Annotated in this window: 18 protein-coding genes, 1 tRNA gene and 1 pseudogene; 4 read left to right on the top strand and 16 right to left on the bottom strand. The window is 55.9% G+C overall.

Annotated elements, in window-relative coordinates; translation table 11 throughout:
- Both E0F99_RS18630 and E0F99_RS18635 read right to left on the bottom strand, forming a co-directional pair.
- Positions 1 to 177, bottom strand: a pseudogene (locus E0F99_RS18630) (IS256 family transposase); the annotation flags it as partial.
- Positions 137 to 1384, bottom strand: a complete 1248-nt coding sequence (locus E0F99_RS18635) for an MFS transporter (RefSeq protein ID WP_232000133.1) — start codon at positions 1382 to 1384, stop codon at positions 137 to 139. The pseudogene E0F99_RS18630 and the gene E0F99_RS18635, both read right to left, overlap by 41 nt.
- 120 nt (positions 1385 to 1504) lie before the next feature.
- Between E0F99_RS18635 and E0F99_RS18640 the strand changes: the two genes are divergently transcribed.
- Entirely contained in the window at positions 1505 to 2209 is a 705-nt protein-coding gene (locus tag E0F99_RS18640; RefSeq protein ID WP_083357622.1) for a TetR/AcrR family transcriptional regulator, read from the top strand.
- On the opposite strand, the gene E0F99_RS18645 is transcribed toward E0F99_RS18640, so the two are convergent.
- Positions 2112 to 3035: a LysR family transcriptional regulator gene (locus E0F99_RS18645; RefSeq protein ID WP_083357621.1), complete on the bottom strand. Its 924-nt coding sequence runs from the start codon at positions 3033 to 3035 to the stop codon at positions 2112 to 2114. The genes E0F99_RS18640 and E0F99_RS18645 overlap by 98 nt on opposite strands.
- 75 nt (positions 3036 to 3110) lie before the next feature.
- The gene (locus E0F99_RS18650; RefSeq protein WP_083357620.1) at positions 3111 to 3671 is read right to left on the bottom strand and encodes a flavodoxin family protein; all 561 of its coding nucleotides are present in this window, start codon (positions 3669 to 3671) and stop codon (positions 3111 to 3113) included.
- Between the two features lie 112 nt (positions 3672 to 3783).
- On the opposite strand from E0F99_RS18650, the gene E0F99_RS18655 reads away from it, so the two are divergent.
- A complete protein-coding gene (locus E0F99_RS18655) occupies positions 3784 to 4368 on the top strand; it encodes a TetR/AcrR family transcriptional regulator (RefSeq protein WP_083357619.1) in 585 nt (194 codons plus the stop codon).
- Positions 4369 to 4467: 99 nt separating this feature from the next.
- Here the strand turns inward: E0F99_RS18655 and E0F99_RS18660 are convergent, their stop codons facing one another.
- Positions 4468 to 4641, bottom strand: coding sequence for a hypothetical protein (locus E0F99_RS18660; RefSeq protein ID WP_242626915.1), 174 nt, complete (start codon positions 4639 to 4641; stop codon positions 4468 to 4470).
- 202 nt (positions 4642 to 4843) lie between these two features.
- On the opposite strand from E0F99_RS18660, the gene E0F99_RS18665 reads away from it, so the two are divergent.
- The gene (locus E0F99_RS18665) at positions 4844 to 6706 is read left to right on the top strand and encodes a DUF3857 domain-containing transglutaminase family protein (protein WP_083357618.1); all 1863 of its coding nucleotides are present in this window, start codon (positions 4844 to 4846) and stop codon (positions 6704 to 6706) included.
- A gap of 66 nt (positions 6707 to 6772) precedes the next feature.
- Here E0F99_RS18665 and E0F99_RS18670 read toward each other — a convergent pair whose 3' ends face one another.
- The 9 genes from E0F99_RS18670 to E0F99_RS18710 all read right to left on the bottom strand — a co-directional run bounded on the left by E0F99_RS18670 (position 6773) and on the right by E0F99_RS18710 (position 20500).
- A complete protein-coding gene (locus E0F99_RS18670) occupies positions 6773 to 9607 on the bottom strand; it encodes a TonB-dependent receptor (RefSeq protein WP_083357617.1) in 2835 nt (944 codons plus the stop codon).
- Between the two features lie 96 nt (positions 9608 to 9703).
- Complete coding sequence (locus E0F99_RS18675) at positions 9704 to 10669, bottom strand: FecR domain-containing protein (protein ID WP_083357616.1); 966 nt, start codon at positions 10667 to 10669, stop codon at positions 9704 to 9706.
- Positions 10666 to 11172 (bottom strand): sigma-70 family RNA polymerase sigma factor, encoded by a 507-nt coding sequence (locus E0F99_RS18680; RefSeq protein WP_083357615.1) that lies wholly within the window; start codon positions 11170 to 11172, stop codon positions 10666 to 10668. The genes E0F99_RS18675 and E0F99_RS18680 overlap by 4 nt, the downstream gene beginning before the upstream one ends.
- A gap of 1088 nt (positions 11173 to 12260) precedes the next feature.
- A complete protein-coding gene (locus tag E0F99_RS18685; RefSeq protein ID WP_083357614.1) occupies positions 12261 to 12743 on the bottom strand; it encodes a toxin-activating lysine-acyltransferase in 483 nt (160 codons plus the stop codon).
- A complete protein-coding gene (locus E0F99_RS18690; protein WP_083357613.1) occupies positions 12740 to 14464 on the bottom strand; it encodes a hypothetical protein in 1725 nt (574 codons plus the stop codon). The genes E0F99_RS18685 and E0F99_RS18690 overlap by 4 nt, the downstream gene beginning before the upstream one ends.
- Positions 14461 to 15585: an SbmA/BacA-like family transporter gene (locus tag E0F99_RS18695; protein ID WP_083357612.1), complete on the bottom strand. Its 1125-nt coding sequence runs from the start codon at positions 15583 to 15585 to the stop codon at positions 14461 to 14463. The genes E0F99_RS18690 and E0F99_RS18695 overlap by 4 nt, the downstream gene beginning before the upstream one ends.
- A gap of 76 nt (positions 15586 to 15661) precedes the next feature.
- A complete protein-coding gene (locus tag E0F99_RS18700) occupies positions 15662 to 17083 on the bottom strand; it encodes a TolC family protein (RefSeq protein WP_083357611.1) in 1422 nt (473 codons plus the stop codon).
- Positions 17080 to 19233 (bottom strand): peptidase domain-containing ABC transporter, encoded by a 2154-nt coding sequence (locus E0F99_RS18705; protein WP_083357610.1) that lies wholly within the window; start codon positions 19231 to 19233, stop codon positions 17080 to 17082. Before E0F99_RS18705 ends, E0F99_RS18700 begins: the two co-directional genes overlap by 4 nt.
- A 10-nt stretch (positions 19234 to 19243) precedes the next feature.
- On the bottom strand, positions 19244 to 20500 hold the full coding sequence (locus tag E0F99_RS18710) for a beta-barrel domain-containing protein (RefSeq protein WP_083357609.1): 1257 nt from the start codon (positions 20498 to 20500) through the stop codon (positions 19244 to 19246).
- Between the two features lie 263 nt (positions 20501 to 20763).
- Here E0F99_RS18710 and E0F99_RS18715 point away from each other — a divergent pair, with 263 nt between their 5' ends.
- On the top strand, positions 20764 to 21000 hold the full coding sequence (locus E0F99_RS18715; protein WP_130908861.1) for a response regulator transcription factor: 237 nt from the start codon (positions 20764 to 20766) through the stop codon (positions 20998 to 21000).
- A gap of 882 nt (positions 21001 to 21882) precedes the next feature.
- Here E0F99_RS18715 and E0F99_RS18720 read toward each other — a convergent pair.
- Positions 21883 to 21958 (bottom strand) — tRNA-Asn (locus E0F99_RS18720).
- A gap of 86 nt (positions 21959 to 22044) precedes the next feature.
- Entirely contained in the window at positions 22045 to 22929 is an 885-nt protein-coding gene (locus tag E0F99_RS18725) for a LysR family transcriptional regulator (RefSeq protein WP_083357608.1), read from the bottom strand.
- Positions 22930 to 22979 lie beyond the last annotated feature (50 nt).

Below are 22979 nucleotides of genomic sequence, written 5' to 3' on the forward strand. Positions count from 1 at the left end.
GTGGTGGCCCAGCTCGGCACCAAGGGCTCGCTCGATCAAGGCCTTTTTGAACGCCATCGACGCATCCTGAATGGCTTCGGCACTCATCGGGCCGCTGACGAACTGGTCGATCAGCTCTTTTGGAATGGCTGGAAGGTCACGCTGGGCCCTGCGGGCCGGTTTCTTTGTGGTTGGCATACATGCACCTCTTCAACATGTTATGCCCGAACACAAAATTTATGACAGTCCCAGCGCCCCAGGCAATCGCAAACGCCACGGCGATCAACAGTGCCATCGCCCAGGGAAACGACGCGACGCCCCATGTGTCGAGCAACACGCCGCCGACCACGCCGCTGCCGGCAATCGCGCTGTTCCACGCCACCACGTTCAGCGACAGCGCCACATCCGCACCGTCGCCAGCGGCATCCGCCAGGGCGGTTTGCAGCAGCGTGGCAGCGCCGCCGAAGCTCAGCCCCCACACGGCCACGCCAAGGTAAACCACCCAAGGCACGCTGCCCGCCACACCGAACACCACAGACACCAATGCAAAGCTCGCCAGGCTCACCAGAACGGTTTTGCGCAACATCGCCTCAACCAACCTGGCCGTCAGCCAGATCCCGGCCAACGCCGCGATGCCGAACACCAACAGCACCAGATCCACGCGAGTCGTCAGGCCTGCCGGCAGCAAAAACGGGGCGATGTAGGTGTACAGAATGTTGTGCGCCAGCATCCAGCTGATCACCACCGCCAGCACCGGCCGCACGCCGGGCGTGGTCAGCACTTTGCCCAGCGACACACGCTGATGCGCAGCCTGCGGCGCGTAGTCCGGGACTTTCACCAGCACCCACACGATCAACACCAGCGTCAGCGCCGACATGAGGCCGAACGCGGTGCGCCAGCCCACCAGGCCACCGAGCCAAGTACCGAGCGGCACACCCAACGACAGCGCAATCGGTGTGCCGACCATCGCCAACGCCAGCGCCCTGCCCTGTTGATGCGGCGCGACCATGCGCCGGGCGTAACCGGCCAGCAGGCTCCAGGCCAACCCCGCCGCGACCCCGGCGAAGAACCGCGCCACCAGGGTCACGCCGTAGTGGGACGACAGCGCCGTGATTGAATTGAACAGCAGAAAACCGAGGATGGTCAGCAGCAGCACGTTGCGCCGACGCCAGCCACGGGTGGCGATGGTCATGGGAATGACCGCCAGCACTGAACCCAGCGCGTAGGCGGTGACCATCTGCCCGGCCATCGACGGCGAAATCGCCAGGCCGTCGCTGATCAACGGCAACAGGCCGGCGGGCAGGGTTTCGGTGACGATGCAGATGAAACCGGTCATGGCCAGCGCAAGCAAGGCGCCGATGGGCAAGCGCTCGGACGACACGGATAAGCTGAGTGAGGGGGTCATGGGTAACTCCTTGAGGCGACTTAAATACTGATCGATACAGATATTGGAGGCCGCACTGACATATTGTCAACGACTTATGTATCGACTAGTATTTATCTCGTTCTGCACAGGAGACTGGACATGGCACAAATGGGCCGCCCGCGTAATTTCGACCGCGACCAGGCCGTGGAGCAGGCCCTGCACCTGTTCTGGCAGCACGGCTACGACGCCACCTCACTCGCCCAGCTCAAGGCCGGCCTGGGTGGCGGTATCTCCGCGCCGAGTTTTTATGCAGCCTTCGGCTCCAAAGAGGCGCTGTTCGATGAGTGTGTACAACGCTATTTGGCGACCTACGCCCGGGTCACCGAATGCCTGTGGGACGACACCCTGCTGCCGCGTAAGGCCATCGAAACCGCGCTGCGCCAATCGGCGCGCATGCAGTGTGACGATGGGCATCCCAAGGGCTGCATGGTGGCGCTGGGCGTGATGAGCGCACCCAGCCCGGAGAACGCGCGGGTGACGCAGGCATTGACGCAATCACGCGCGCGAACGCGGGCGGGAATTGTGGCGTGTGTTGAGCGAGGCATCCGTGCCGGGCAACTGCCGGACACGCTTTATGCACCGGCAATGGCGACCGTGTTTGACAGCTTCCTGCAGGGCGTTTCGATCCTGGCGCGCGATGATGTGCCCTACACAGTGATCGACGCGGCGATCAGCCAAATCCTGCTGACGTGGGATATCGCCGCGTCTACGACGCCGCCCATTCATCACGACACGCCAGCAAAAAATCCACAAACGCCGGCACCCGATGCGACACATAGCGCCCATGGGGGTACAGCAAGGTAAACGGTCGCGAGCGCCCACCAAAGGGTTTCAGCACTTCCACGAGTGTGCCGTCAGCCAATTCTTGCTCGACGATGAACTTGTAGGTTTGAAACAGCCCCGCCCCGTGCTTGGCCAAGGTCACGCCGCCCAACACATCCTGCGAAATGCTGTACCCCGCCTCCCCCGCGAACGCCTGCTCCTGGCCCTGCACCTGGAACAACCAGGGGATGCGCCGGCCATTGCTCGGCAATTCAAACTGAATGCACTCGTGCAACGCCAACTCCTGCAACGTCTGTGGCGTGCCGGCGCGTTGCAGGTAGGCCGGTGCAGCGACCACCACCAACTCGGCGTCTTCCAGCAGCCGGGCGATCAGCGAGGGGTCCGGTTGGGCGCGCACGCGAATAGCCAGGTCATAGCCTTCGGCAACGAAGTCGATATTGCGGTTGCTGATATGGATGTCCACGCTCACGTGCGGGTACAGCGCGCGGAACTTGGGCAGCAGCGGCAACAGCCGATGATGGGCATACGTGGTCGGGACGCTGATGCGCAACTGGCCGGACGGCACTCGCTGCGCGCCCATGACTTCCTGCCGCGCCTCCACCAGTTGGGTCAGGGCCTGGCGGCATTGCTCGAAGTAGGTACGGCCGCTGTCGGTGAGGCGAATGCTGCGGGTGGTGCGCACGAACAAACGCGACCCCAGGCGCTCTTCCAGACGCGAAATGCTGCGGCTCACCGCGGCCGGGGTCACGCCGGCGACCTGGGCGGCGGCGGTGAAGCTGCTGGCCTCGGCGGCGAGGCAGAACAGCTCAATGCTGCCCAGCTGCACATCTTCGAAATGGCGCTTCATGATTGATTACACCGGGTATCGATAAATAGAGAACACGCTCTGTTTATCAATACCTGGCGTACAACTACAGCGCTATCAGCTTGTGGCTTTCAGCCGCGCTGCAATCTTGGCCACGCGCTCCCCATAGAGCAACGCCGTCTTGATATCGCCGGCAGGGATTGCCGACGCGTCAGCATCCGAAGGCGCCTGTACGATCAAGCCCACCGACCCGCCCAGGTTGTTGATATCGTTGCGTGTCGCCGCCAGGGTGCTGGCCGGTAGCAGGCCCAGGCTGACCCAGATGCCACCGTGTTGGGAGGCCAGTGTTTGCAGGCCGATCAAGGTGACTTGTTTGTCGCCGCTGAAGCTGGCGCTGACGGTAAAGCCACCGAACACCTTGTCCTGCCAGCCACGGCTAAACCAGTACTTCGCAGTGGCATCAGAGAATCTCTTGAACTGCCAAGCGCTGGAGCCCATGTAGGTTGGCGTGCCGAAGATAATGCCATCGGCTGCATTCAGGAGTGCCCAGCCTGCTTCGGACACCTCGCCGTTTTCACTCACTTCCACCAACTGCGCCTGCGCCCCTTCCGCCACAGTGTGCGCGACGCGACGGGTATGGCCGTAACCGGAAAAATACACCACTACTGTGCTGGTCATGTGCTGATGCTCGTGAGGTTTGAATAAGTTTATATACTGACCAGTCGGTTTGACTGATGTCAAGCATTAGACTTAAGCTTGTTTCAAATATTTGCAAAACCGGAGACACACCATGGGGCGCCCTTCACGTAAGGAAGAGCTGCTGGCAGCGGGCATCAACGTGCTGCATCGCCACGGTTACGCAGGTTCTTCGGTGGATGCCATCGTCGAACACGCGGGCATGCAGAAGGGCTCGTTCTTCGGGCATTTCGGCTCTAAAGAAGCGTTTGCCAGCGCAGCGCTGCAGGGTTATTTCAAGGGTTGGACGCAGAACGCACAGGCCATCGTTGCCAACCCAGCGTTCACGGCCCTGGAGAAACTGCAAGGCTTGGTCAAGATTTCCACGCCGGCGAGTGCCGATACGTTTCACTACGGCTGCCTGATCGGCAACCTGGCGGCCGAAATGACGCTACGCCATGACGAGGTGCGCGACACCATCGCCCAGCTGTTGCTGGAATGGGCCGTGCCGTTTGCGCACGTGGTGCGCGAAGGCGTGGCGAGTGGTGAGTTCCGCGCAGGGCTGGCGCCGGATTCCACGGCACGCTTCCTGATCAACGCACTGCAAGGCACAGTGCTGCGCGGCAAGGTCGACCGCTCGCAGGAACCCTACGACGACTTCATCGCGCTCACCTCAGCGCTGCTGTTGCGCACTGAATAGGCATCCGCTTGTGGCTATGGCGTTGACGGTGGTTGTGGCGAGTGGGCTTGCCACACAAGCCTACTCTTCACAGAAGATCCTGCACGCTTCAGGTTCGGCTTAAAGCAACAACGTCGAGAAGTCACAGCACGCCTGCGCCATGTCCTGGTTCAAGCCAAACTGGCGACCCACCCGGTGCCGCGCCACATACCGCACGCTCGGCTGTTCCGGTTGCGTCATCAGCGCACGCAACGCGCCCTGGGCCAGCACCGTGCGGCGGTCGAAAATCTCCACGTCTAAGGATTGCGAAGTGGGAGCGGCGTGAGGCGAGAACTGCGTTAGAGGCGGACACACAGAACCTTCCCACACGGTTTTAAGCAACAAAAAGCTGCAGGCTCATTGCCATCTCTATATAGTAATGCTTCGCATTTAGCGGTTTACCAAGGAACGCGCGCCCTCCTCCAGACGGTGCGCGTCATCGTTTAGAAGGATCTCTATGCAAAGCGTTACTCTCTCCCCGACGCGCCTGTTCGGTGCACTGGCGGTGGTCATCTGCGGGCTGTTCAGCGCGCAGGCAAGTGCCGATTACACCGACCGCTCGCTGACTGTCGAAAAAAATAACCAGTCCTACGTAGTGAAGGCCGACGGCAGTTTTGTGCTCGACGTCGAGCTGGTCCGGCGCATCAATGAAGAGCGCGCGATCAAGCCTAACGCCGAGCGCTCGGTAAGTTTTAACCGCACGCTGGAAACTGTGAATATCGTGGACGCCTACACGCTGAAAGCCGATGGGCGCAAAGTGCCAGTCGCTGCTGATCAGATCAAGGAGCAGCAGGAGCAAGCCTCCGCCGAAGCGCCGATGTTCCAGGACTCGCGGATCAAGGTGGTGATCTTTCCGGATGTGGCCGTGGGTGACCGCATGGTGTTGCACTACCAGCGCCAGCGCACCAAGCCGATGTTCCCTGGGCAATTCGAAGACCTGTATGCACCGGACTTCTACGAGAACCAGCAGAGCCACTTGACCTACGACATGCCGGCCGACATGCCCTTGTTCGCTGACGTGAGGGGTTTCAAAGCCACCGAACCGACCACCGCCAACGGGCGCAAAATCTACCGTTGGGACCTGGAGCCCACCGAGAAAAATCGCGTTGAAGTCGGCTCTGTGGCCTACACGGATTACGGTCAGCGCCTGGCGGTGTCGACGTTCACCGACTACAAACAGTTTGCCCAGGCGTACGCCGCCAGGGCGCAGGTCGAGGTAACACCGGCCATTACTCAACTGGCCCAGAAACTCACCGCCAACCTGGACACACCACGCAGCAAAGCGTTGGTATTGAGTGACTGGGTGCGCAAGAACATTCGCTACGTCGCGGTTTACGTCGGCAATGGCGGCGTGGTGCCGCACTCGGCGCAGGCCGTGCTGGATAACCGTTATGGCGACTGCAAGGACCATGTGGCCTTGCTCGAAGCACTGCTCAAGGCGGTGGCCATCGAAAGCTCGCCCGCACTGATCAACCTGGGCGATGCCTACGCACTGCCAAAGGTGCCGACCCTGGGTTTGCTTAACCATGCGATCACTTACATCCCGGCCCTCGACCTTTACCTGGACTCCACCGCAACCCCCATCGCCGCTGGCTACTTGCTGCTACCGGAATTGGGCAAACCTGTGTTGCTGACCCAGCTTGGCGAATTGGCGCACACGCCCATAAACCAACTGGGCAAAGTGGACGGCACGCTGCACTTCAAGATCGACCCGAGCGGCGCGGCAGACTTCACCAACGGCACCACGGTGGAAGGCTGGGCGACGGAGCTCAACCGCTTTCTGTTCAAATCGATGATGCCTGCCGACCTTGACCAACTGACCCAGAAAGTCCTCAGCCTGTACGGGCAAACCGGCAGCGGCAAGATCGAAACCGACCCACTGGACAGCAACGCCGCCACCTTCACTTCCACGGTCAAGGGGCGTACTGACAACCTGGTCAACCTGCCCGGCCCTACCGGCGTGCCTACGCTTAGCAGCCTGGCGGGCGGTATCGGCCAGAACGTATTCAGCTTAATGGCCGAAAAAGACCGTACCCAGCACTTCACCTGTACGTCGGGCACGATCGAAGAAAAAGCGCGCTTCGACTTCCCCAAAGAAGTGAACATCCTGGCGGTACCCAAAGCCGTAGCCCTGAACATCGGCGGCTTCACCTACCAGACCACTTACGTCAAGGAAGGCAACAGCGTACTGATTACCCGTCGCTACGCGTTTAACCACCCCGACGTGCTATGCAGCCCGCAGGATTTCGTCGCCATGAAGCCGGCGATTGAAGGTATGGTCAACGACCTGAAAAGCCAAATTATTGTGCAGACGTTGTAACCCCGCCTTGACGATTCTCGCGTGAAGGGCTGTTGCACCGCCGCGCGAGGATCACCACCTTCCCCTTTAGAACTTCGCCTGCACGCCCACCCGCAGCGTGCGCCCCGGCGCCGGCATGAAACTCTGCGCCAGCGGGTCCAGGTAGTAGCGGTCGGTCAGGTTCTGCAGCGACACGTTGAGGCTGGCCTCTTCCCGCAACGTGTAGTTAAGGAACAAATCGACCAAGGCCACTTCGCGGTAATTCAATTGCGGCGTGGTGGCGCCGGTCTGCCAAGGCTTGTCGGCAGTGACGGTGGGGCCTGAGGTGTAGGTGATGCGTGTGCCGAGCGTAAGGCTCTGGTCGAAAAAACGCAGGCCTGTGGTCAGATTGCCCGCGAACCGTGGCGGGTTCTGGGTGTTGGTGTAGGAACCCATGAAGCTGCCCGGCGTGCAGTTCGGCGTATTACTGGTTTGCTGATAACGGTTGCTGGTGGCGCGCAGTGTGGCGGCGAAGGCTGAATCGCAGGTTTCGGTCTTCAGGTAATAGGTGGACGACAGGTCGGCAAATATGCGCCCGGCATCGTAACGGGTTTGCAACTCCAGGCCGCTGGTCTTGTAGCTGTCGGTGTTGCTGAAGCGCATCAAGCCCCACAGGCCAGGGCTGGGGTCGTAGTAGCGGGTGATGTAGTTTTTGATGGTGTTGTTGAAGTAGGCCAGCTTGATCGCCGCCGAGTCGTCATTGAACAACAGCCCCTTTTGCAGCGTGCTCGCGCCGATCTCCCAGTTGCTCGAACGCTCAGGCTTCAGGCCTTTGCCAGGCATGGTCTGCAACACGCCCTGGCTGGTTTCAAACAGCGACGGCATACGAAAGCCCTGGGTGTAGGAGGCATACACGAAGGTGTCCGGCAGCACTTCGATATTGATGCCCACCGCCGGGGCAAAGGCGCCGCCGCTGTTGCTCGCTTTGCGGGAAAAGTCATAGCCGCTTACCACGCTGCCGAATTGGGACGGGTAGACCGTCGAATCGACCGCACCAAAGTCGTTGTAGCGAACGCCTTCGAAGGGATAGTTGGTGTTCTGGAAAACAACGCCATTGTTCAGGCGCGGGTCGGTGGCGTCGGTGTACTGGCCGTTCTGGTCTGGGAACCACATCATGTTGCCGGAATTGTCGCCGTTGTAGACGCGCAGGTAGCGCAGGTCACGTTCCTCACGCCGTGCCGTGGCATTGGCGATGTGGTCTTTGCTGCGATAGTGGGTGTAACGCCCGCCCCCCCATAACGTGAGGCTGTCCACTGGCTTGTATTCCAGCTTGCCATTGAAGCTGAACTCCTGCCGCGACCCTTCGCGCAACATACGGTTGGCGTTGATATCGTCCTGGTTGGTGACCACGCCTTTTTGCGGGCGCAGTTCTTCGAGCTGGAACGAGCCGCCCAGGTCCAGCTTCAAGTCGCCGTAGTCGGTCGCCCAGTGCGAGGTATTGGCCAGGCCACCGCCAATGCGTTGGTTAGCCTGACGGCTCCAGGCGCGGTCCGAGCGATACGCCTGGGAAGCCGGCGCTCGCACCGAGGTGAGCTGGCTGGTTTGCGCATCGGTCAGCCACAGGTCGGCAGTCAGGTCCACCAACGGGTTGCCCGCAGGCAGGTAGTTGTAACGCGCCGTGTAGGTGTCAATCTTGGTGTGACCCAGCGGGTACTGATAGATGCCGCCGGTGCCGAAGCGGAAGATATCCGAAGGCATGATCTCGCCGATGCGCCCGTCGTAGCGGCGATAACCCAGGTCGAAGGTATGCCCGTCCGCCGGGCGCAGGGTGGTCTTGAGCAGGAACGATTGGGTGCTCGACGAGGAATTCAGCACTTCTTCGCCGGCGTTGTAGGTGGTGGCCACGCTGGTTTCTTCATCACCCCAGCGGTCGTAAGTACGGTAGCGATCCTGCCCCTTCTTGCCGGCAAAATAGTTGCCTTGATCGCGCTTGGCATAGGCCGCCACCACGTCGAAAAACTCATGGGTATAGGCAAACGCAGCACTGCCCGCCTGCGCCTCTGAACCGAACAGCCCACCGCGGCTCTGATGTGGCTCAGCGTACAGGGCCTCGGTCTGGGAATGCGGGTCACGGGAGGCTGGGGCGACGCCGTTGTTCCACAGGTCGCCTTTGAGGCGCAGGCCGATGCTCTGGCCGTCCTTGAGGATGTCGTCGACGCTGAGCGTGCGCATCTTTACCGTGCCGCCGATGGCGCTGGAGGTCAAGCTGGGGCCCTTGTCGATCGTGATGTCGCTGATCATGTCCGGGTCGATGTAACTGCGCTGCTGGGTACCGGCGTAACCGCGATAAACATCCAGCGCCTGCTGCGAACCGTCCACCGTAACGGCCACCCGGCTCTGGCCCTGGATACCACGGATATTCACATCCAGGCCGCCGCCATTACGGCTGTCGCCGACCTGCACGCCAGGCTGGCCCTTGAGCACATCACCCACCGAGACCACACCAAAGCGCTGCATGTCTTCGCCGGAGATATACACCGATGAGCGCGGCGCCCGGTAGACCTCCTCCTCATCGAGATTTTCGCCAATCACCTTTTGCGTCGGCAGGGAAATTGCCTGTTGGTGTGGGCGCAAAACATAGCCACCGTCCGCCTGGCGCTGATAGCCCAGGCCCGTGCCCGACAGCAGCTGAGTCAGGCCCGCCTCGGTATTGAAATCGCCCTGCAGGCCCTGACTGGTCTTGCCGGCGGTAAGCAGCGAACTGCCCGCCATGCTGATCCCGGCCTCGGCACCAAAGCGCGACAGCACTTGGTCCAACGGGCCGGCACTGATGCTAAAGGCGCGCTCGCCGGCCGCAAAAACCAACTCGCCGTAGAGCGGCTGGAGGCTGAGAAACAACAAGCTGAATGTATGGGTACGCAAGACACGAGCGGGGGAAATCATGCAAGGCTCCTAAGGGTCGACACCCACCTGTGCCGGTGGGTAATACCTAAAGGCCAAGCCAGATCGAAAAAACTATCGCGTCGCCGAAAAAAAATTTCACGCGGGCACCACGGTCACCCAATAACGCGTTCTTTGTTCGATACGCACCGGCAAGGTATTGGCGACCAACGCCAGCGCTGCATCGGTATCGTCCAGTTGGAAACTGCCGGTGATGCGCAGGCCCGCCACCGCTTCGCTGCAACGCAAGAAGCCTTGGCGATAGCGCGAAAGTTCGGCCAGCAATTGGTCCAGGCGCATGCGTTCGGCGGGCAGGATGCCGCGCATCCATGCCTGGGCCAGCAACATATCGACAGGGCTGGGGCGCCCGGCTCCACGCTCATCAACCTTGAGTTGCCAGCCCGCCTGCAACGGCACCGGTGTCGACTGATGCCGTGTGCTCACCTGCGCCAGCCCGCGCAAAACCGTCACCCGCGTGCCTTGGCGATCATGGCGCACCAGCAGGTGGGCACCATGGCTGTAGAGCGCCGCGTTGGGGGTCAGCAGCTCCAATGACGCGGAACCTGCCGGGGTATCCAAAGCCAACTCGCCCTCGACCAACTGCACGCTGCGCCGCCCGGCGCTCAAGTCCAGGTTTACCGCACTGGCGGTGTTCAGCCACAGCGAATAGCCATCGGCCAAGGCCCAGCGCCGCCGCTCACCCACACGGGTGCGATAGCTGGCCAATGCCGAACGTACCAGCGTGGAATCCGCCGCTTGCCAGGACATTCCACCGAGCAGCCCCAACGCCAGCAGGCACTTGAGCACCTGACGACGGCGCTGTGGATCGGCCCCAGCCAACTGCAACGCCCGACGCGCCGTAGCATCGGCTAACAAGTTGGCGCCCGGCTGAAGCAACAGAGGCAAGCCACTGACCCGCTGCCACGCGTACTCATGCTCGGCACTGGCCTGGCGCCACACCTGCAAGGCCTGGTGATCACTGGCACTCATCAAGCCGGACTGCAGCTGCACCAGCCAATCAATGGCAGTGTCGCGCACGCGAGGATCAACCGCGGCGCCACTCATTCGAACCGGCTCGCGTAGCAAACACTGAACGCCTTGCCCATGGCGCGCTGCACCTGGGCCACGGTCAGGCTCAACTGCGCGGCGATCTGCGGATAGGTCAGGCCATCGAGCTGGGACAAAAAGAAAATCTGCCGCACCCGCGCCGACAACCCGACCAGCAGCGAATCGAGCTGCAACAACGTCTCGATCATCAAGTGGCGCTCCTCCGGCGACGGCTCCTCGCCCACCGGTCGCGCCGCCAACGCTTCCAGATACGCCCGCTCGATCGCTTGGCGACGCCAGCGATTGATCAGCAAACCATTGGCGATGGTGGCCAGAAACGCCATGGGCTGGCGCAGCTCGTGTACATCTTCCTTGGAGCGCAACACGCGGATAAAGGTGTCGTGTGCCAGGTCTTCGGCATCGGCACTGTGCCCCAAACGCCGATGCAGCCAGCCCCGAAGCCAGCCATGGTGATTGGCATACAGCTGGGCGACCGGCGAGGCGATGCTGTCGTCGTGCATGTCAGATTCGCATTAAATGATAATGCTTCTCATCTTAGAGCTTTGGGGTGGGCCTTGTATAGGGGTTGGGGTCGCTGCCATGGGCCAAATCCAAGGCAAAAAAAAGCCTGCATCTCTGCAGGCTTTTCTCTATCTGGCACCCCAACGCTGAACAGAGCCAATAGCAGTGAAGGAGTAGTTTATTTCGGCTAACAGCACACTCACCACACGTAGATTGACGTTTCTGGAAGGGCGACCCAATCTAACTAATACATCCGACAAATTTTGGTACAACCAAAATAACAAAAGCAATTATCAGCGGCAGAGCAAACATATGTAAGTGCTTACCCTGGATATTTCGGTCAAACTTTTCACTTATAACAGACGCCACACCTTTTGCCGCGAACGACAGAACCAAGGCGCTTACGAGCGAGAGGATTATTAGCACTTACTCACCTGAACCTTTAAAAACTTACAAAGTCGAACAACCACCTTACTCTAATAAAATAGCGCCCTACCAAGCGCTACCTTAAATAAATAGAGCAATCTTTTAAATGTTACCTTTGTGCCCTAGGAGCCATTGGATAGCCGATTCGCGTTACCTAATATAGCACCCGTGGTAAAACTGATACCTGCATTACCCAACGTCCGACCTATACCTACCGGCCCAAAAACCGCTCCGCCCAGCGCTCCAGCTCCCACAGCAGCCGCAAACTCACCGCCATTGAAAGACCCCCCACCTATAAGGCTACCCACATATCCAACAGCACCCGCCGCCCCTCCAGCAATTGCTCCCGGAACGCCATAAGCACCAGCAACAGCCTCTACTTCTTCTAATGTAATCTCTCGCACATCTACTCTCCAATAATAATGTAACAGTCCTTTACACCTGCACTTAAACACTGCATTGCACATTCGTGTATTGTTTCGCATTTGCCTTTATGTATAAACCACTGCGAGCGCATCGATATTAGCTAGATGTACCGTCGCGCTTACGAAACAAAGAACTGGATTGAAAGCACGGCCACTATGAGATGCGCGTCAAACAATGATCACTTAAAAAACAAAGTCCCGCAATCCTAGCCCTGGCAAATGACGACATGCAAGCCCTACATCTGCAGGGGTGCAGCCACTAAATTCCGACAGGAAACCTTTTTAACTGAGTAGTCCATATTTCTTCGCACCCAACTCACCTTTTTAACATTCATACTTAGAAACAATTTCCTCAATTCTTGACATGCATACGTCAAACCCCCACCAGGAAAACAACAGTCAATGATCCACGTGCTGCTGCCTTCATCCCACTCGGACTCATGCAACAAAAATTTAGGATCATTCAATAATCTCTGCTCGCTGTCAGGCGCTAAATTCGCCCAAACCACATAACCAACGGGGCTGTCGAAGTCATCAAAGAAGAATATAATTTGCTTATGGTCGATCGCCGGAATAAGCCATACTCTAAAGTCCACAAAGCGGAGCATTGAATAACGCCGGCACTGCATAAGTATCCAGGAAGTAAACCCTATCAACTTGGCTTTCTCCATCAAATTATTTTTTCGACACAGTGTAAACAATCTAAATTTTTTACTCATGGCAAAAATTCCTTTACATCGTTATAAAACACAAGCAGATCGCTCCCCCCCTTCGCTACCGCAGATACATCAACAAACTTACTGAATTTAACTTTACCCCTTGCACCATCAACTTCGACAAAACAACCACTAAAGCCATCAAAATAAATAACAACTTCATCAGCTCGCCATAACAACGTGTCAAATGATGTGCTTTCATTATAGGCTAACCAAGCATCTCGCAGCGCGCCGTCAAATAAAGCACTGTAAGAACATGCCCCAACATTGTTCGCGGAGTTAACTCTCACTTCAGTAATTCTTTCAAAAACATTCAATAGCGAAGCACCTACCCGATTCAGTCGTGTGGTGTTAATCGCCATGCAGGCAGTGAAATTTTGACGACTGACCTTGGCGACCTCCGCTTTAGCTATCGCTTTTTCGACTAGCTGATCATAAGCCTCCACTAGTCTCGCTATAAGCGCTCTATCCTTACAAAACCAGGAAAGGTCCTGCGACGCTTCGGTGAATTTTTGGACCAGCAACTGTCGGTATAAGAGAGCAACATAATGCTCATCGCCCTGCCAACTAGCGGATGGCGAGACAGGTACCAGCGAAAAATCATCATGACCCAATACTTTTTGTAATGTCTCAGAGAACTCGACAAATATCGGATCGTCGCGCATGTCCTGAATAACCCGCAAGGGGAATCCGACTTGCACAGCCGTGTACACATGTAGGTGATGTTCATATTCACGAGTAAACGCCACCACAGACTTTTCCCATATGTCATTTGAGTGGGCGACGCTAATAACTTTATACTTGCTCAGATAAAAGCACATACTCTGTAGACTCTCCATCGCAGGAGAATACTCATTCATGAACCTGCTGATATTAAATCCGTCCCACCATAATACATTTGAAAATACGGTTGCACCCGCTAAATCCATCCACGCACCGTCCAATGTTACATTGGACGCACTAATACTCTGATGAAATATTCGTTTTGCCCTTGAGGCAGCGAACTGATTAGCGAATCGTTTCGCCAACTCCACCATTCCTATTTCAAGACGCCGCTCCATACTACCGACGAACTCCTCACCTCCTTTTTTGGGTAGAAAATGTACTAATTTTCTGACGACCAACATCACTCGCTTGGCGTCCTCACTCAAGTCACCGTGTTTTTTTTCTTTAAAATAAACAGCCCTGATAAAGTGTGCGGGGCGTACGGCAGGCACCCTGACCAAGAGCCCGCGCGGGTGTATCTGATCAGGTTCCTTAAAGTCAACCTCCAAGTCTATGACTGCTGCTGACCTTACTGAACCATGAGGTAACGCGATGTCAATTATTTCGGCCCAAATAGATTCATAGATCGCGATATCCAGTGATAGAAAGCCATTTCCATGGGAGTTGCCATAGCCATCCCGCGGCCTGGCGCCGACCAGTTGATTAGCACCTAGCCCTTTCAAATGAAAGATACCGTCGTAGCCGCAGCGCCCGCCGCCGCCGTTGGTTAAAATTCCGTCCCCGCCATAGCGTTCAGCATGAAATATTTTCTTTTCCACAGCGCGTTCTACCTCAGCATCACTGCCTGCAATGACATAATTGTATCCAGACAACAGCGCTGATTCGCTCAAGTTCCCTTCGAGCTTTTTGTTATAAAAAACAATCTTTCCTAGTTTTGCCCTAACAGTCTCGAAGGATACCAAGACCTCTGGCAAGTCAGACAGTGTCAACCGCGTCATGACACCTCCTTATTTAAAAATCCATCTGAATGCGTCAAACCAAAATTATCTTCAGTGTGCCGCGCCAATGCGCCATCAAACGATATAAGTCTATCGGTCGTCGCCTTCCACTCAGCGATATTGTGATAAGCGCTTATAAACCAGCTCAAATTTTCGCACAAATTCCCAAACGCCGAATTTATCTGCATGACATCACCAAACATAATGAAACCCGAAAAGAACCGCGGAACTGCCAACAAACTACTCAGGACCAGGGAAAGCTGACTGTAACTTTCCGTAAACAACGAAAGTCGCACCTTGACATGGATGGTACGAAGCCTATTAGTCAGGCTTACCTCAAGTTTATCGCTGATATGGTTTCTTTCATACTTTCGCGTACGCTTGGCAAAATCCAAATCTTTTCGGTCGCGAAACTTAACTAAAAAATACCTAAGATCAGCCTCAGATTTTTGCTGACCATTATTCAATGAGACTAATTTGAAACCGATTTTCTGGCTGACATACATACCTATAAACGTGTATAAAATAGCGCTCCAGAACATATAAGCCGGAACCGCTACCCCCCATAATGACGCACTGCCCGAAATCGCGATTAAGACGACGCTGAATGACACCACGCTTGCCAATGTATAAATCAGTCCGCAGGCCAGGTAAACCGAAGAAAACGTAAATTTGTTTATGTCTTCAGCAATACGCTGATCTGGATTATCTACATAACGTCCAACTTGCTCGGGCTGCGGGGATCGAATTATCCATACCGAAAGATAATGGTTAGTCAACCATCGACGCCATCTCAGCGCTAATATATCCACCAAGTAGGTTGTCAGCACAGAACGCGCGACCGAAAAACACACAATTCCAAAAAAAACGGATACCAATGTGTAAAACCTACGGGTATTTAGCTCTTGAATGGCGTTATAGAAATGCTTGTACCACTCATTGAGCGCCAACGCAGTCGCAACCCCGAGGAGCGAAAGCGTCACCAAGGCAACCAATGCGCACCATGCGAACACCTTCTCTTCTGACTTCCAATACATCGAAAGTAATAATAATGTATTTCGTAAAAAACTATTTTCATTAAATTTTGTCGCATCCGTACTTGCGGTATCGGCATCCATCATGGCTTCTCGGTTTGTTTACATTTATATTTTTATATTTTAGTTTTATTCTCTACAAAACACTTTCAGACAGGGACGGCTATAACGCCCAGAACCCCAGGCGCCCTAAACTCGCTGCTAATTTCAAGCGCGCCATTTGCCAACTGTTCAGTACACTGATGTGTTGCTGCTCCGCCGTCGCGTACGCAGTCAACGCGTTGAGCAATTCGATCATGCTGCCAACACCGGAACGGTAGCGGCCCTGGACCACATCCAGCGCTTGGTTAGATTGCTCAACCCATTCAGCTGTTCTTTCCAGTGACCTCGTTTCAATGATGAGCGCCTGGTAGTTACTCCACAGGTCTATTGAAATCCGCTGCTCAACATCGCTCAGCTCAGCCTCCCTAGCCTCCAACTGCGCCCGAGTACCGCGTATCTGGTAAGTACGCTCGAACCCTTCAAACAAAGGGATGTTCAGTTGCAGCCCAATGCTGTTATCACGTACTCGACTATCGCCGTTGAACGCCATTGACTGGTTGAGTTTCACGTCTGACGCATTGGCGATAAATGACAACGTAGGACGGCCTTCGGCCTTGCTCTCGTCGATGGCGGCTTTTGCCGCATCCAGCCGAGCCTTGGCAGCGACGAGCGAAGGATGATCCTGCTTGGCTTGCTCAAGTAACTCGTCAATGCCTTTGACAAACCCGGTATCCGGACGCCGAGTCAAACTTCCTGCCAGCTCCAGCGGTGTTTTTGGCGCCAGCCCCATGCGTAGGGCAATCACCCCCTTGGCATTGACTAACGCCCCATTGCTGCGGACCTCATTGAGCGCTGCCTGCGAATACGCTGCCTGAGCCTGGAGGCGGTCCGACAGCGCGGCAGCGCCTGCATCATATTTGGCACTGGCAGCCTTGAGGTTTTCGGCAGCCAGCACCGCCACTTGGGCAGCAGCAACTTGGTTGTTTTGTGCCGCCAATGTGTCGTAGTAAAGCTGGGCTGCGAGCACAAAGGTTTCCTGCAATTGCTGATCTTGACTGGCGTTTGCGGCAACCAACAATTGGCGTGCGTTGCGCGAGGCCGCGTCGCGCCGGCCAAAATCAAACAGCACCCAGCTCAAGGCCAAACGATGATCGACTTGGCTTTTATGGCCGTGGCTTGAGTACTCCCCACGCTGGTCATAATCTGTGTAGTTACGACCCGTGGTCACACCAGAACTGGCGTTGAGCCTCGGCAAATACGCCGACTGTCGCACCCCAACATTCGCAGCCTGAGCCCTGGCATTTGCCCAGTTCAGCCGTGCTTGTGGATCGTGACAGAGCACCCGTCCTATCATGTCCTCCAGTGTTAAACGTGCAGGTACCGGGCCTGCTTCACACGAGCCGAGGACGCTGTTGATGTGCTGAGTGGCAGTGCGCGAGACCGTGCGCTCAGTCGCGAACACATCTAAATCTGCAGCCACGCAGAACTGAGAGCCGGCGTAAAAACAAACCAGCAAAACAGCGACACGAGCAGCTCCCATCATGAAGTGACCGCGCCAATCGCGGGCATGCCATGCGCCTCGACAGGTTGAACCGGTACAATCCGCCCGTTCTCTAGCACCAATACTCTATCTGCCGATGCAATCGTCTCAGCACGGTGAGCAATAATAATCCGCGTCACCTCAAGCCCTCGCACCGCCTCATTTACTTGACGCTCGCACGCCATATCCAGATGGCTGGTGGCCTCATCAAGAATCAGGATGTCGGGCTTCTTGTAGAGCGCCCTGGCTAACAGCACCCGCTGTTTTTGCCCACCCGACAACACCGTCCCCATGTCGCCCACCAAGGTGTTGTATCCCATTGGCATGGCTAGGATGTCGGTATGGATTGACGCCATGCGCGCGCACTCCATGGCCCAGTCCAAATCAGGGTTTGATTCAAAGAACACGATGTTGTCTGACAATGAACCGGCGAACAGGCAATCGTCCTGCATGACCGTTCCGATCTTGCCGCGAAACTGCTCTGCTCCCAGTTGCTGCAGGTCACCTCCAGCAATGAATAGCCGGCCTTCAGTCGGCTGAAAGATCCCTAACAGCAAGCTGACAAGGGTGCTCTTGCCACTACCCGAAGCGCCTGTGATAGCCACCGACTCGCCTTGAGCGATGTACAAATCAACTCCATTAAGTACAAAAGGCTCTTGGTCGGAATAGCGGTATTTCACACCTTTGAGTTCAATATCCACCGGACATGAGGGCCACGTCGCGACCGTTAATGTGCCGCGGCTATCTTCCGGTGGATGCATGACAATGTCGGCCAACCGTTCACCCTGCAAACGCAGCATGTAAAGCTCAAAAAAATGATCGATCAAGTTTGCGACGCGACTGACAAACTGATTTTTGTATGCCATGAACGCGATCAATACACCCACGGTGAACTGGTTGTTCATCACCATCGATGCGCCCAGACCGATGGCAATGAGATTTTCCAACCCGAATATCAGACCGTTAAGCTGCGTGTAGATCAGCTGCAACTTCTGCGATCTCAAACCAGCGTTGATCTGTTCTACCAGCAAGCCAAGCCAAGCGAGACGCCGTTCGCTCTGGCGCTGGAACAGCTTGATCGGCCGCATGCCGCGCACGGTTTCCAGAAAGTGACTTTCCTGGCGAGCGGCATGCACAATTTGTTCTTCACTGGCGCGACGCAAGGGGTAGTACCACGCCCATCGAACCATCACGTATAGGATCATCGCCGTAGCAGCCACGGCTGCCAGCAGCGGGCTGTAGATAAACATGAGGATAAATGTGGCGACAGTCATCAGACCATCCAGCACGGCCGAAAAAAACGCCGCCGTCAGGGTCCCCTGAATCACATCGACAGCACCGAAGCGCGAAACAACATCCCCTAGATGTCGCTTTTCAAAATAGTGGATCGGCAGGCGTAACAGGTGGCTGAAGACATTGGCTCGCCATTGCACGCTCAACAGCGTGCTCATATGCATCATCACCCAGGCCCGTATTGCGCTCACCACTTGCTGCATCAGCAACAACAAACCAAAACCAATGATCAAGGTTGTCAGCAAATCGCGATCTTGGGTGACGAGCACGTTGTCGAGCGTCCATTGCAGCAAAAACGGACTGACCAACGAGAACACTTCCAGCGCCAGGGCCAAGGCTAGCACCTGTCCAATGGAGCGGTAGAGACCACTCACGCTTCCCAACATACTCATCAGTTTGACCTGAGGCTTAGGCTCCTGTTTTTCAAAGTTCCCGCCTGGCCAGACTTCTAGCGCCACGCCTGTAAAAGACTTGCTGGCCTCGGCCAAGCTCAAATTCCGGATGCCACAGCCAGGGTCATGCACAACAACGCGTTGGTTCTCTACAGCCTTGAGAACAACGAAGTGGTTGAAGTTCCAGTGCAAAACACAGGGCAACTTGAGTTTGCTCAGGTCTTCAAGTTCTAACCTGACAGCTCGAGTACCGAGGTTCAATTGGTCGGCTGTCTGGATCAATTGCTTGAGCGTACTGCCCTTAAGCGACACGTTGAATTGGCGGCGCAAGTCCATCAGTGTTACGTGATGACCATGGAACCCCGTGATCATCGCCAGACAGGCCAAGCCACACTCCGTCGCCTCGGTTTGCAGGATCAAGGGCAGGCGTAGGCCCATTCGCAAGGAGAGCGCATCGAGATAGTTCATGCCATCGCTCCTAGAGTTTGCCGGTCAGGCTGTAGAGTGGTTCAAGCACCCACTCATAGAGACGACGGGTCTCCTGCAGAATGTCAGCCTCAACCAACATCCCGGTTTGCAGCGGCCGTCGCTTGCCGTATGCCAATACGGATTGCGCTTCGATATCAACGCGAATGCGGTAGATCTGCTCACCGTCCAAGCCAAGGCCAGGCACGCTACCGCTCATCGTTGCCAATTCAGTAGCCGACAGCGTTGCCTTGGAAATAGAGATAACACTGCCGCTGTGTTGACCGAACTTCTGGTAGGGGTACGCCTGATAACGCACCCTCACAGGGTCGCCGGCATGAATGAAGCCGATCGCTTTGCTCGGCGCATATAGCTCGGCTTGCAGGTGAGAGTTTGCGGGCACTATGCTCATCAAGACGCGCGAGCTATCAACCGTCTGGCCGGGCTCAACAAGAATCGCAGTAGCCACACCCTCCTGGGGAGCCGTTATGACTAAGGCACGCTTGGCTTCACTTTCGATCAGTTCCTGCTGGATTCCCGACAATGAACGCGCAATGCCTGCGAGCTGGTTCTCATGCAGTGCCGAAAGACCTGCAAACTCATGTTGGGTTTCGACCAACTGCTGGTTCAGCGCCGTAGTTTCGCGAGCCAGCCCCTGGAGAGTCTGGTGTTGGCCCAACAGCTCGGACTGACGCTGTTGAAGCTGATCCATCGAGATATAACCCTTATCCATCAGTCCTTGATAACGATCGGCCGCATTGCTCGCCAGCTTCACAAGCTTCTCCTGACTGGCTGCCTGCTGCGCCAGGGTACGCAACTGTCGTCGCAAACTTTCCAGCTTACTTTGCAGGCTTTGCCGTTCTTCAGTTTGAAGTTGCTGTTTCTTCACTAACTCGTCGTTCAAGGAACGTTGCCGGAGGGTCAGTTGATCGCTTACGTCTGCTTGAACCGGCCGCGAATCCCCTACGTAGCGCTCGCTGGAAATTCGCAACAGTGGCGCTCCCTGCTTAATCGGCTGGCCTTCCTCGACAAATCGTTCAAGGACCAAGCCGTATTGAGGCGCGTGTATTTTCAGCTGCCCCGAAAAGGGCACTAGCTGACCGGGGACGGTAATACGCTTGGTGTAACTGCCCCAGAGAAAAAAAGCCACCACCATGGCCGCAAAAAGCACAGCAATCAGTGTCAACACGGCGAATGAAACTGGCCTGACGAGGACTATTTCCCCAAGCCAATTCACGTGCCGAAAGGTAAGCGCTTCGAGTCGGAACAATGGAGTTTGCGATGTCACAGTTCGTCCTTTGTCAGTCTTTTTGTAGGTTTCAACCTAGAGCAATACGCGTCCTTCCAAGCTGATAGGAAGCCCAACTGAGTAGCTATTAACGTATGCCAGATAAAAAATCAGCGCTCAGGGTAAATCTCTGACGCCCTCATTCGTAAGCCATGTAGGTGAAAAGCACTCGACCGAGGGGAGCTGTATTTCTGGGTCGTACTCATAATTAAATATCCCAAAGAGTTCGCACAGGGAGCAGCGTATTGAAGATCACCAGCCGAGAGTCAGAGGTAATGGATCTTTTAGTTCATGGCTTAACCAACAAGGAAATTGGTCGAGAACTGGGGATCAGCAACCACACTGTCAGGGACCACATATCAGCGATGCTGAGGAAGACAAATACGGCCAGCCGTGTTGAATTAGCGGTTTTCATCAGCGCTAGGGAAAAACCACTTAACGCCTCTCGCACTTGCATGCCCCTGGAACTTCTCAGACGTTAACTATTTATCTACCCCTACAGCTGTAGGGGCACCTTACAATCCAGTTACTTTACCGCGCATCGAAATTTTAGTACGCATGAACGAGCGACTAAAACGGCAGCGGAAAAATAGCCGCACACATCGCGGCTCGACAAGTTCTTATGGAGCGAACCAAAGTCATTTCGAAAAGCGTCGCCGACAATCACGGTACCCGCTACCGAGACCCACTACCTACCCGCATATCGCAGGAGGAAAAAACATATTAAAACCTTTTAGGCGGTTTATTACATAAACACTTAGCTATATCACTCTCAAAAAACGCACCCATCACAGGACAATAAACAAGGGGACACCTACAAAAATCAACCCGCCTTAACGACGCGCGCAAAACTCTAAAACGATCGCGAACGATATAAACGGCGAAAACAACACCACCATCATCTCGACGTTTCAAGCATGCGCAGATTGATGGCTCGCCCTCACCTGCAAAAACTTCTGCTATTAACTATTAAAATAGAAATCAAATACTAACAAATCCCGCGCCCTCAATAACCCCTACACCCGTAGGGGGTCAGGGGCTTTATGCTTGAATTAATCCGAATGCCAGATAGACAACGTAGTTGCTGCACAAAAAACCATCAGACGACTAAAACAAAATCGGCCGCCCGCAACATCATGCAAACACTTTCCAAGCTAGTTGAATGGATTATTCGATGGATCAACGATAGACAGGATGTGAAGATCCTAGAAATAATCCAGTCGAACTGGGCCGCAGTTTATATGCATCATGCGATAGTACATGGAACGAAAACAACGACGGCAGGTTGTCAGCCTGCACACCTGGATCGCACAGCCAAATCCAAGGCAAAAAAAAGCCTGCATCTCTGCAGGCTTTTCTCTATCTGGCTCCACGACCTGGACTCGAACCAGGGACCCAATGATTAACAGTCATTTGCTCTACCAACTGAGCTATCGCGGAATGCGCCGTATGTTACTGATTAAAAAGAAGAAGTCAAGCACTGAGGTGCATTTGGAAGAATTCCTACAAATGACCGCTGCAACCCGCTACACCGGGCTGGCCATTTCCTTGGCCAGATCCAGCCAGGCGCGGGCCGCCGGCGGCAGGTGGGCGCTGGCGCGCCAGACCAGGGCGATGTGCCAATCGGTGTGGGGTTCGTCCAAGAGGATCAGGGCGATGCCGGGGTGTTGGTGTTTGTGCGCGAGCATGCGTGGCAGGAAGGCGACGCCCAACCCTGCGGAAACCAGGTCGACGATAAAGTCGATTTGCCCGCTGCGGGCGGTGACCCGAGGCGTGACGCCTTTGCGTTCGCAGGCGGCGAGGATTTTGGCGTTCAGGGCAAAACCGGCTTCGAACAAGATGAACGGTGAATCGGCCAGGTCAGTGAAGTCGATGCGTTTGCGTCGGGCCAGTGGGTGGCTCATGGGCAACACGGCCATCAGCGGTTCATTGCGCACGGGTTGGTAGTCGAAGCCTTCGTCCGCTGGCAGTAGCAAGGCCGCCAGGTCGACCTCCCCGGCCTCGAGGCATTCGCGCAGGCGTTTGCTGCCGTATTCGGTGAGTTCGATGTCGATGTTGGGGTAGCGCGTGCGATAGGCGGCGAACATCGCCGCAAACAATACGCCGCAGCCGACCGGTGGCAAGCCGATGCGCAGCACGCCGCGCTTGAGGCCGCGCAGGTCGTTGATCTCGGCCACCAGGTCGTTGTGCTCGGCGAGCAACACCAGTGCGCGGCGGTAGGCAATTTCGCCGGCGGCGGTCAGTTCATTCTTGTGGCCGAGGCGATTGAGCAGCGGCGTGCCCAATTCATCTTCCAGCGTCTTGACCGCCTTGCTCACCGTGGATTGGGTCAACGCCACTACGTCAGCCGCTTGGGAGAAGCCGCCCTGGCGCACCACCTCAACAAAGGCACGCAATGTTCGCAGGTTCATCGGTATTCCCTTAGCGACTGGATGCTAGTAATAAAAGTTGTTTTTATCAT

Origin of the sequence: Pseudomonas antarctica (assembly GCF_900624995.1) — a bacterium.
GTDB lineage: Bacteria > Pseudomonadota > Gammaproteobacteria > Pseudomonadales > Pseudomonadaceae > Aquipseudomonas > Aquipseudomonas antarctica.

What these genes read in the sequence shown, in the direction of transcription:
- E0F99_RS18635 (WP_232000133.1), bottom strand. Translation starts at nt 1,384, where the DNA reads ATGACCCCCTCACTCAGCTTATCCGTGTCGTCCGAGCGCTTGCCCATC.
- E0F99_RS18640 (WP_083357622.1), top strand. Translation starts at nt 1,505, where the DNA reads ATGGCACAAATGGGCCGCCCGCGTAATTTCGACCGCGACCAGGCCGTG.
- E0F99_RS18645 (WP_083357621.1), bottom strand. Translation starts at nt 3,035, where the DNA reads ATGAAGCGCCATTTCGAAGATGTGCAGCTGGGCAGCATTGAGCTGTTC.
- E0F99_RS18650 (WP_083357620.1), bottom strand. Translation starts at nt 3,671, where the DNA reads ATGACCAGCACAGTAGTGGTGTATTTTTCCGGTTACGGCCATACCCGT.
- E0F99_RS18655 (WP_083357619.1), top strand. Translation starts at nt 3,784, where the DNA reads ATGGGGCGCCCTTCACGTAAGGAAGAGCTGCTGGCAGCGGGCATCAAC.
- E0F99_RS18665 (WP_083357618.1), top strand. Translation starts at nt 4,844, where the DNA reads ATGCAAAGCGTTACTCTCTCCCCGACGCGCCTGTTCGGTGCACTGGCG.
- E0F99_RS18670 (WP_083357617.1), bottom strand. Translation starts at nt 9,607, where the DNA reads ATGATTTCCCCCGCTCGTGTCTTGCGTACCCATACATTCAGCTTGTTG.
- E0F99_RS18675 (WP_083357616.1), bottom strand. Translation starts at nt 10,669, where the DNA reads ATGAGTGGCGCCGCGGTTGATCCTCGCGTGCGCGACACTGCCATTGAT.
- E0F99_RS18680 (WP_083357615.1), bottom strand. Translation starts at nt 11,172, where the DNA reads ATGCACGACGACAGCATCGCCTCGCCGGTCGCCCAGCTGTATGCCAAT.
- E0F99_RS18685 (WP_083357614.1), bottom strand. Translation starts at nt 12,743, where the DNA reads ATGAGTAAAAAATTTAGATTGTTTACACTGTGTCGAAAAAATAATTTG.
- E0F99_RS18690 (WP_083357613.1), bottom strand. Translation starts at nt 14,464, where the DNA reads ATGACGCGGTTGACACTGTCTGACTTGCCAGAGGTCTTGGTATCCTTC.
- E0F99_RS18695 (WP_083357612.1), bottom strand. Translation starts at nt 15,585, where the DNA reads ATGATGGATGCCGATACCGCAAGTACGGATGCGACAAAATTTAATGAA.
- E0F99_RS18700 (WP_083357611.1), bottom strand. Translation starts at nt 17,083, where the DNA reads ATGATGGGAGCTGCTCGTGTCGCTGTTTTGCTGGTTTGTTTTTACGCC.
- E0F99_RS18705 (WP_083357610.1), bottom strand. Translation starts at nt 19,233, where the DNA reads ATGAACTATCTCGATGCGCTCTCCTTGCGAATGGGCCTACGCCTGCCC.
- E0F99_RS18725 (WP_083357608.1), bottom strand. Translation starts at nt 22,929, where the DNA reads ATGAACCTGCGAACATTGCGTGCCTTTGTTGAGGTGGTGCGCCAGGGC.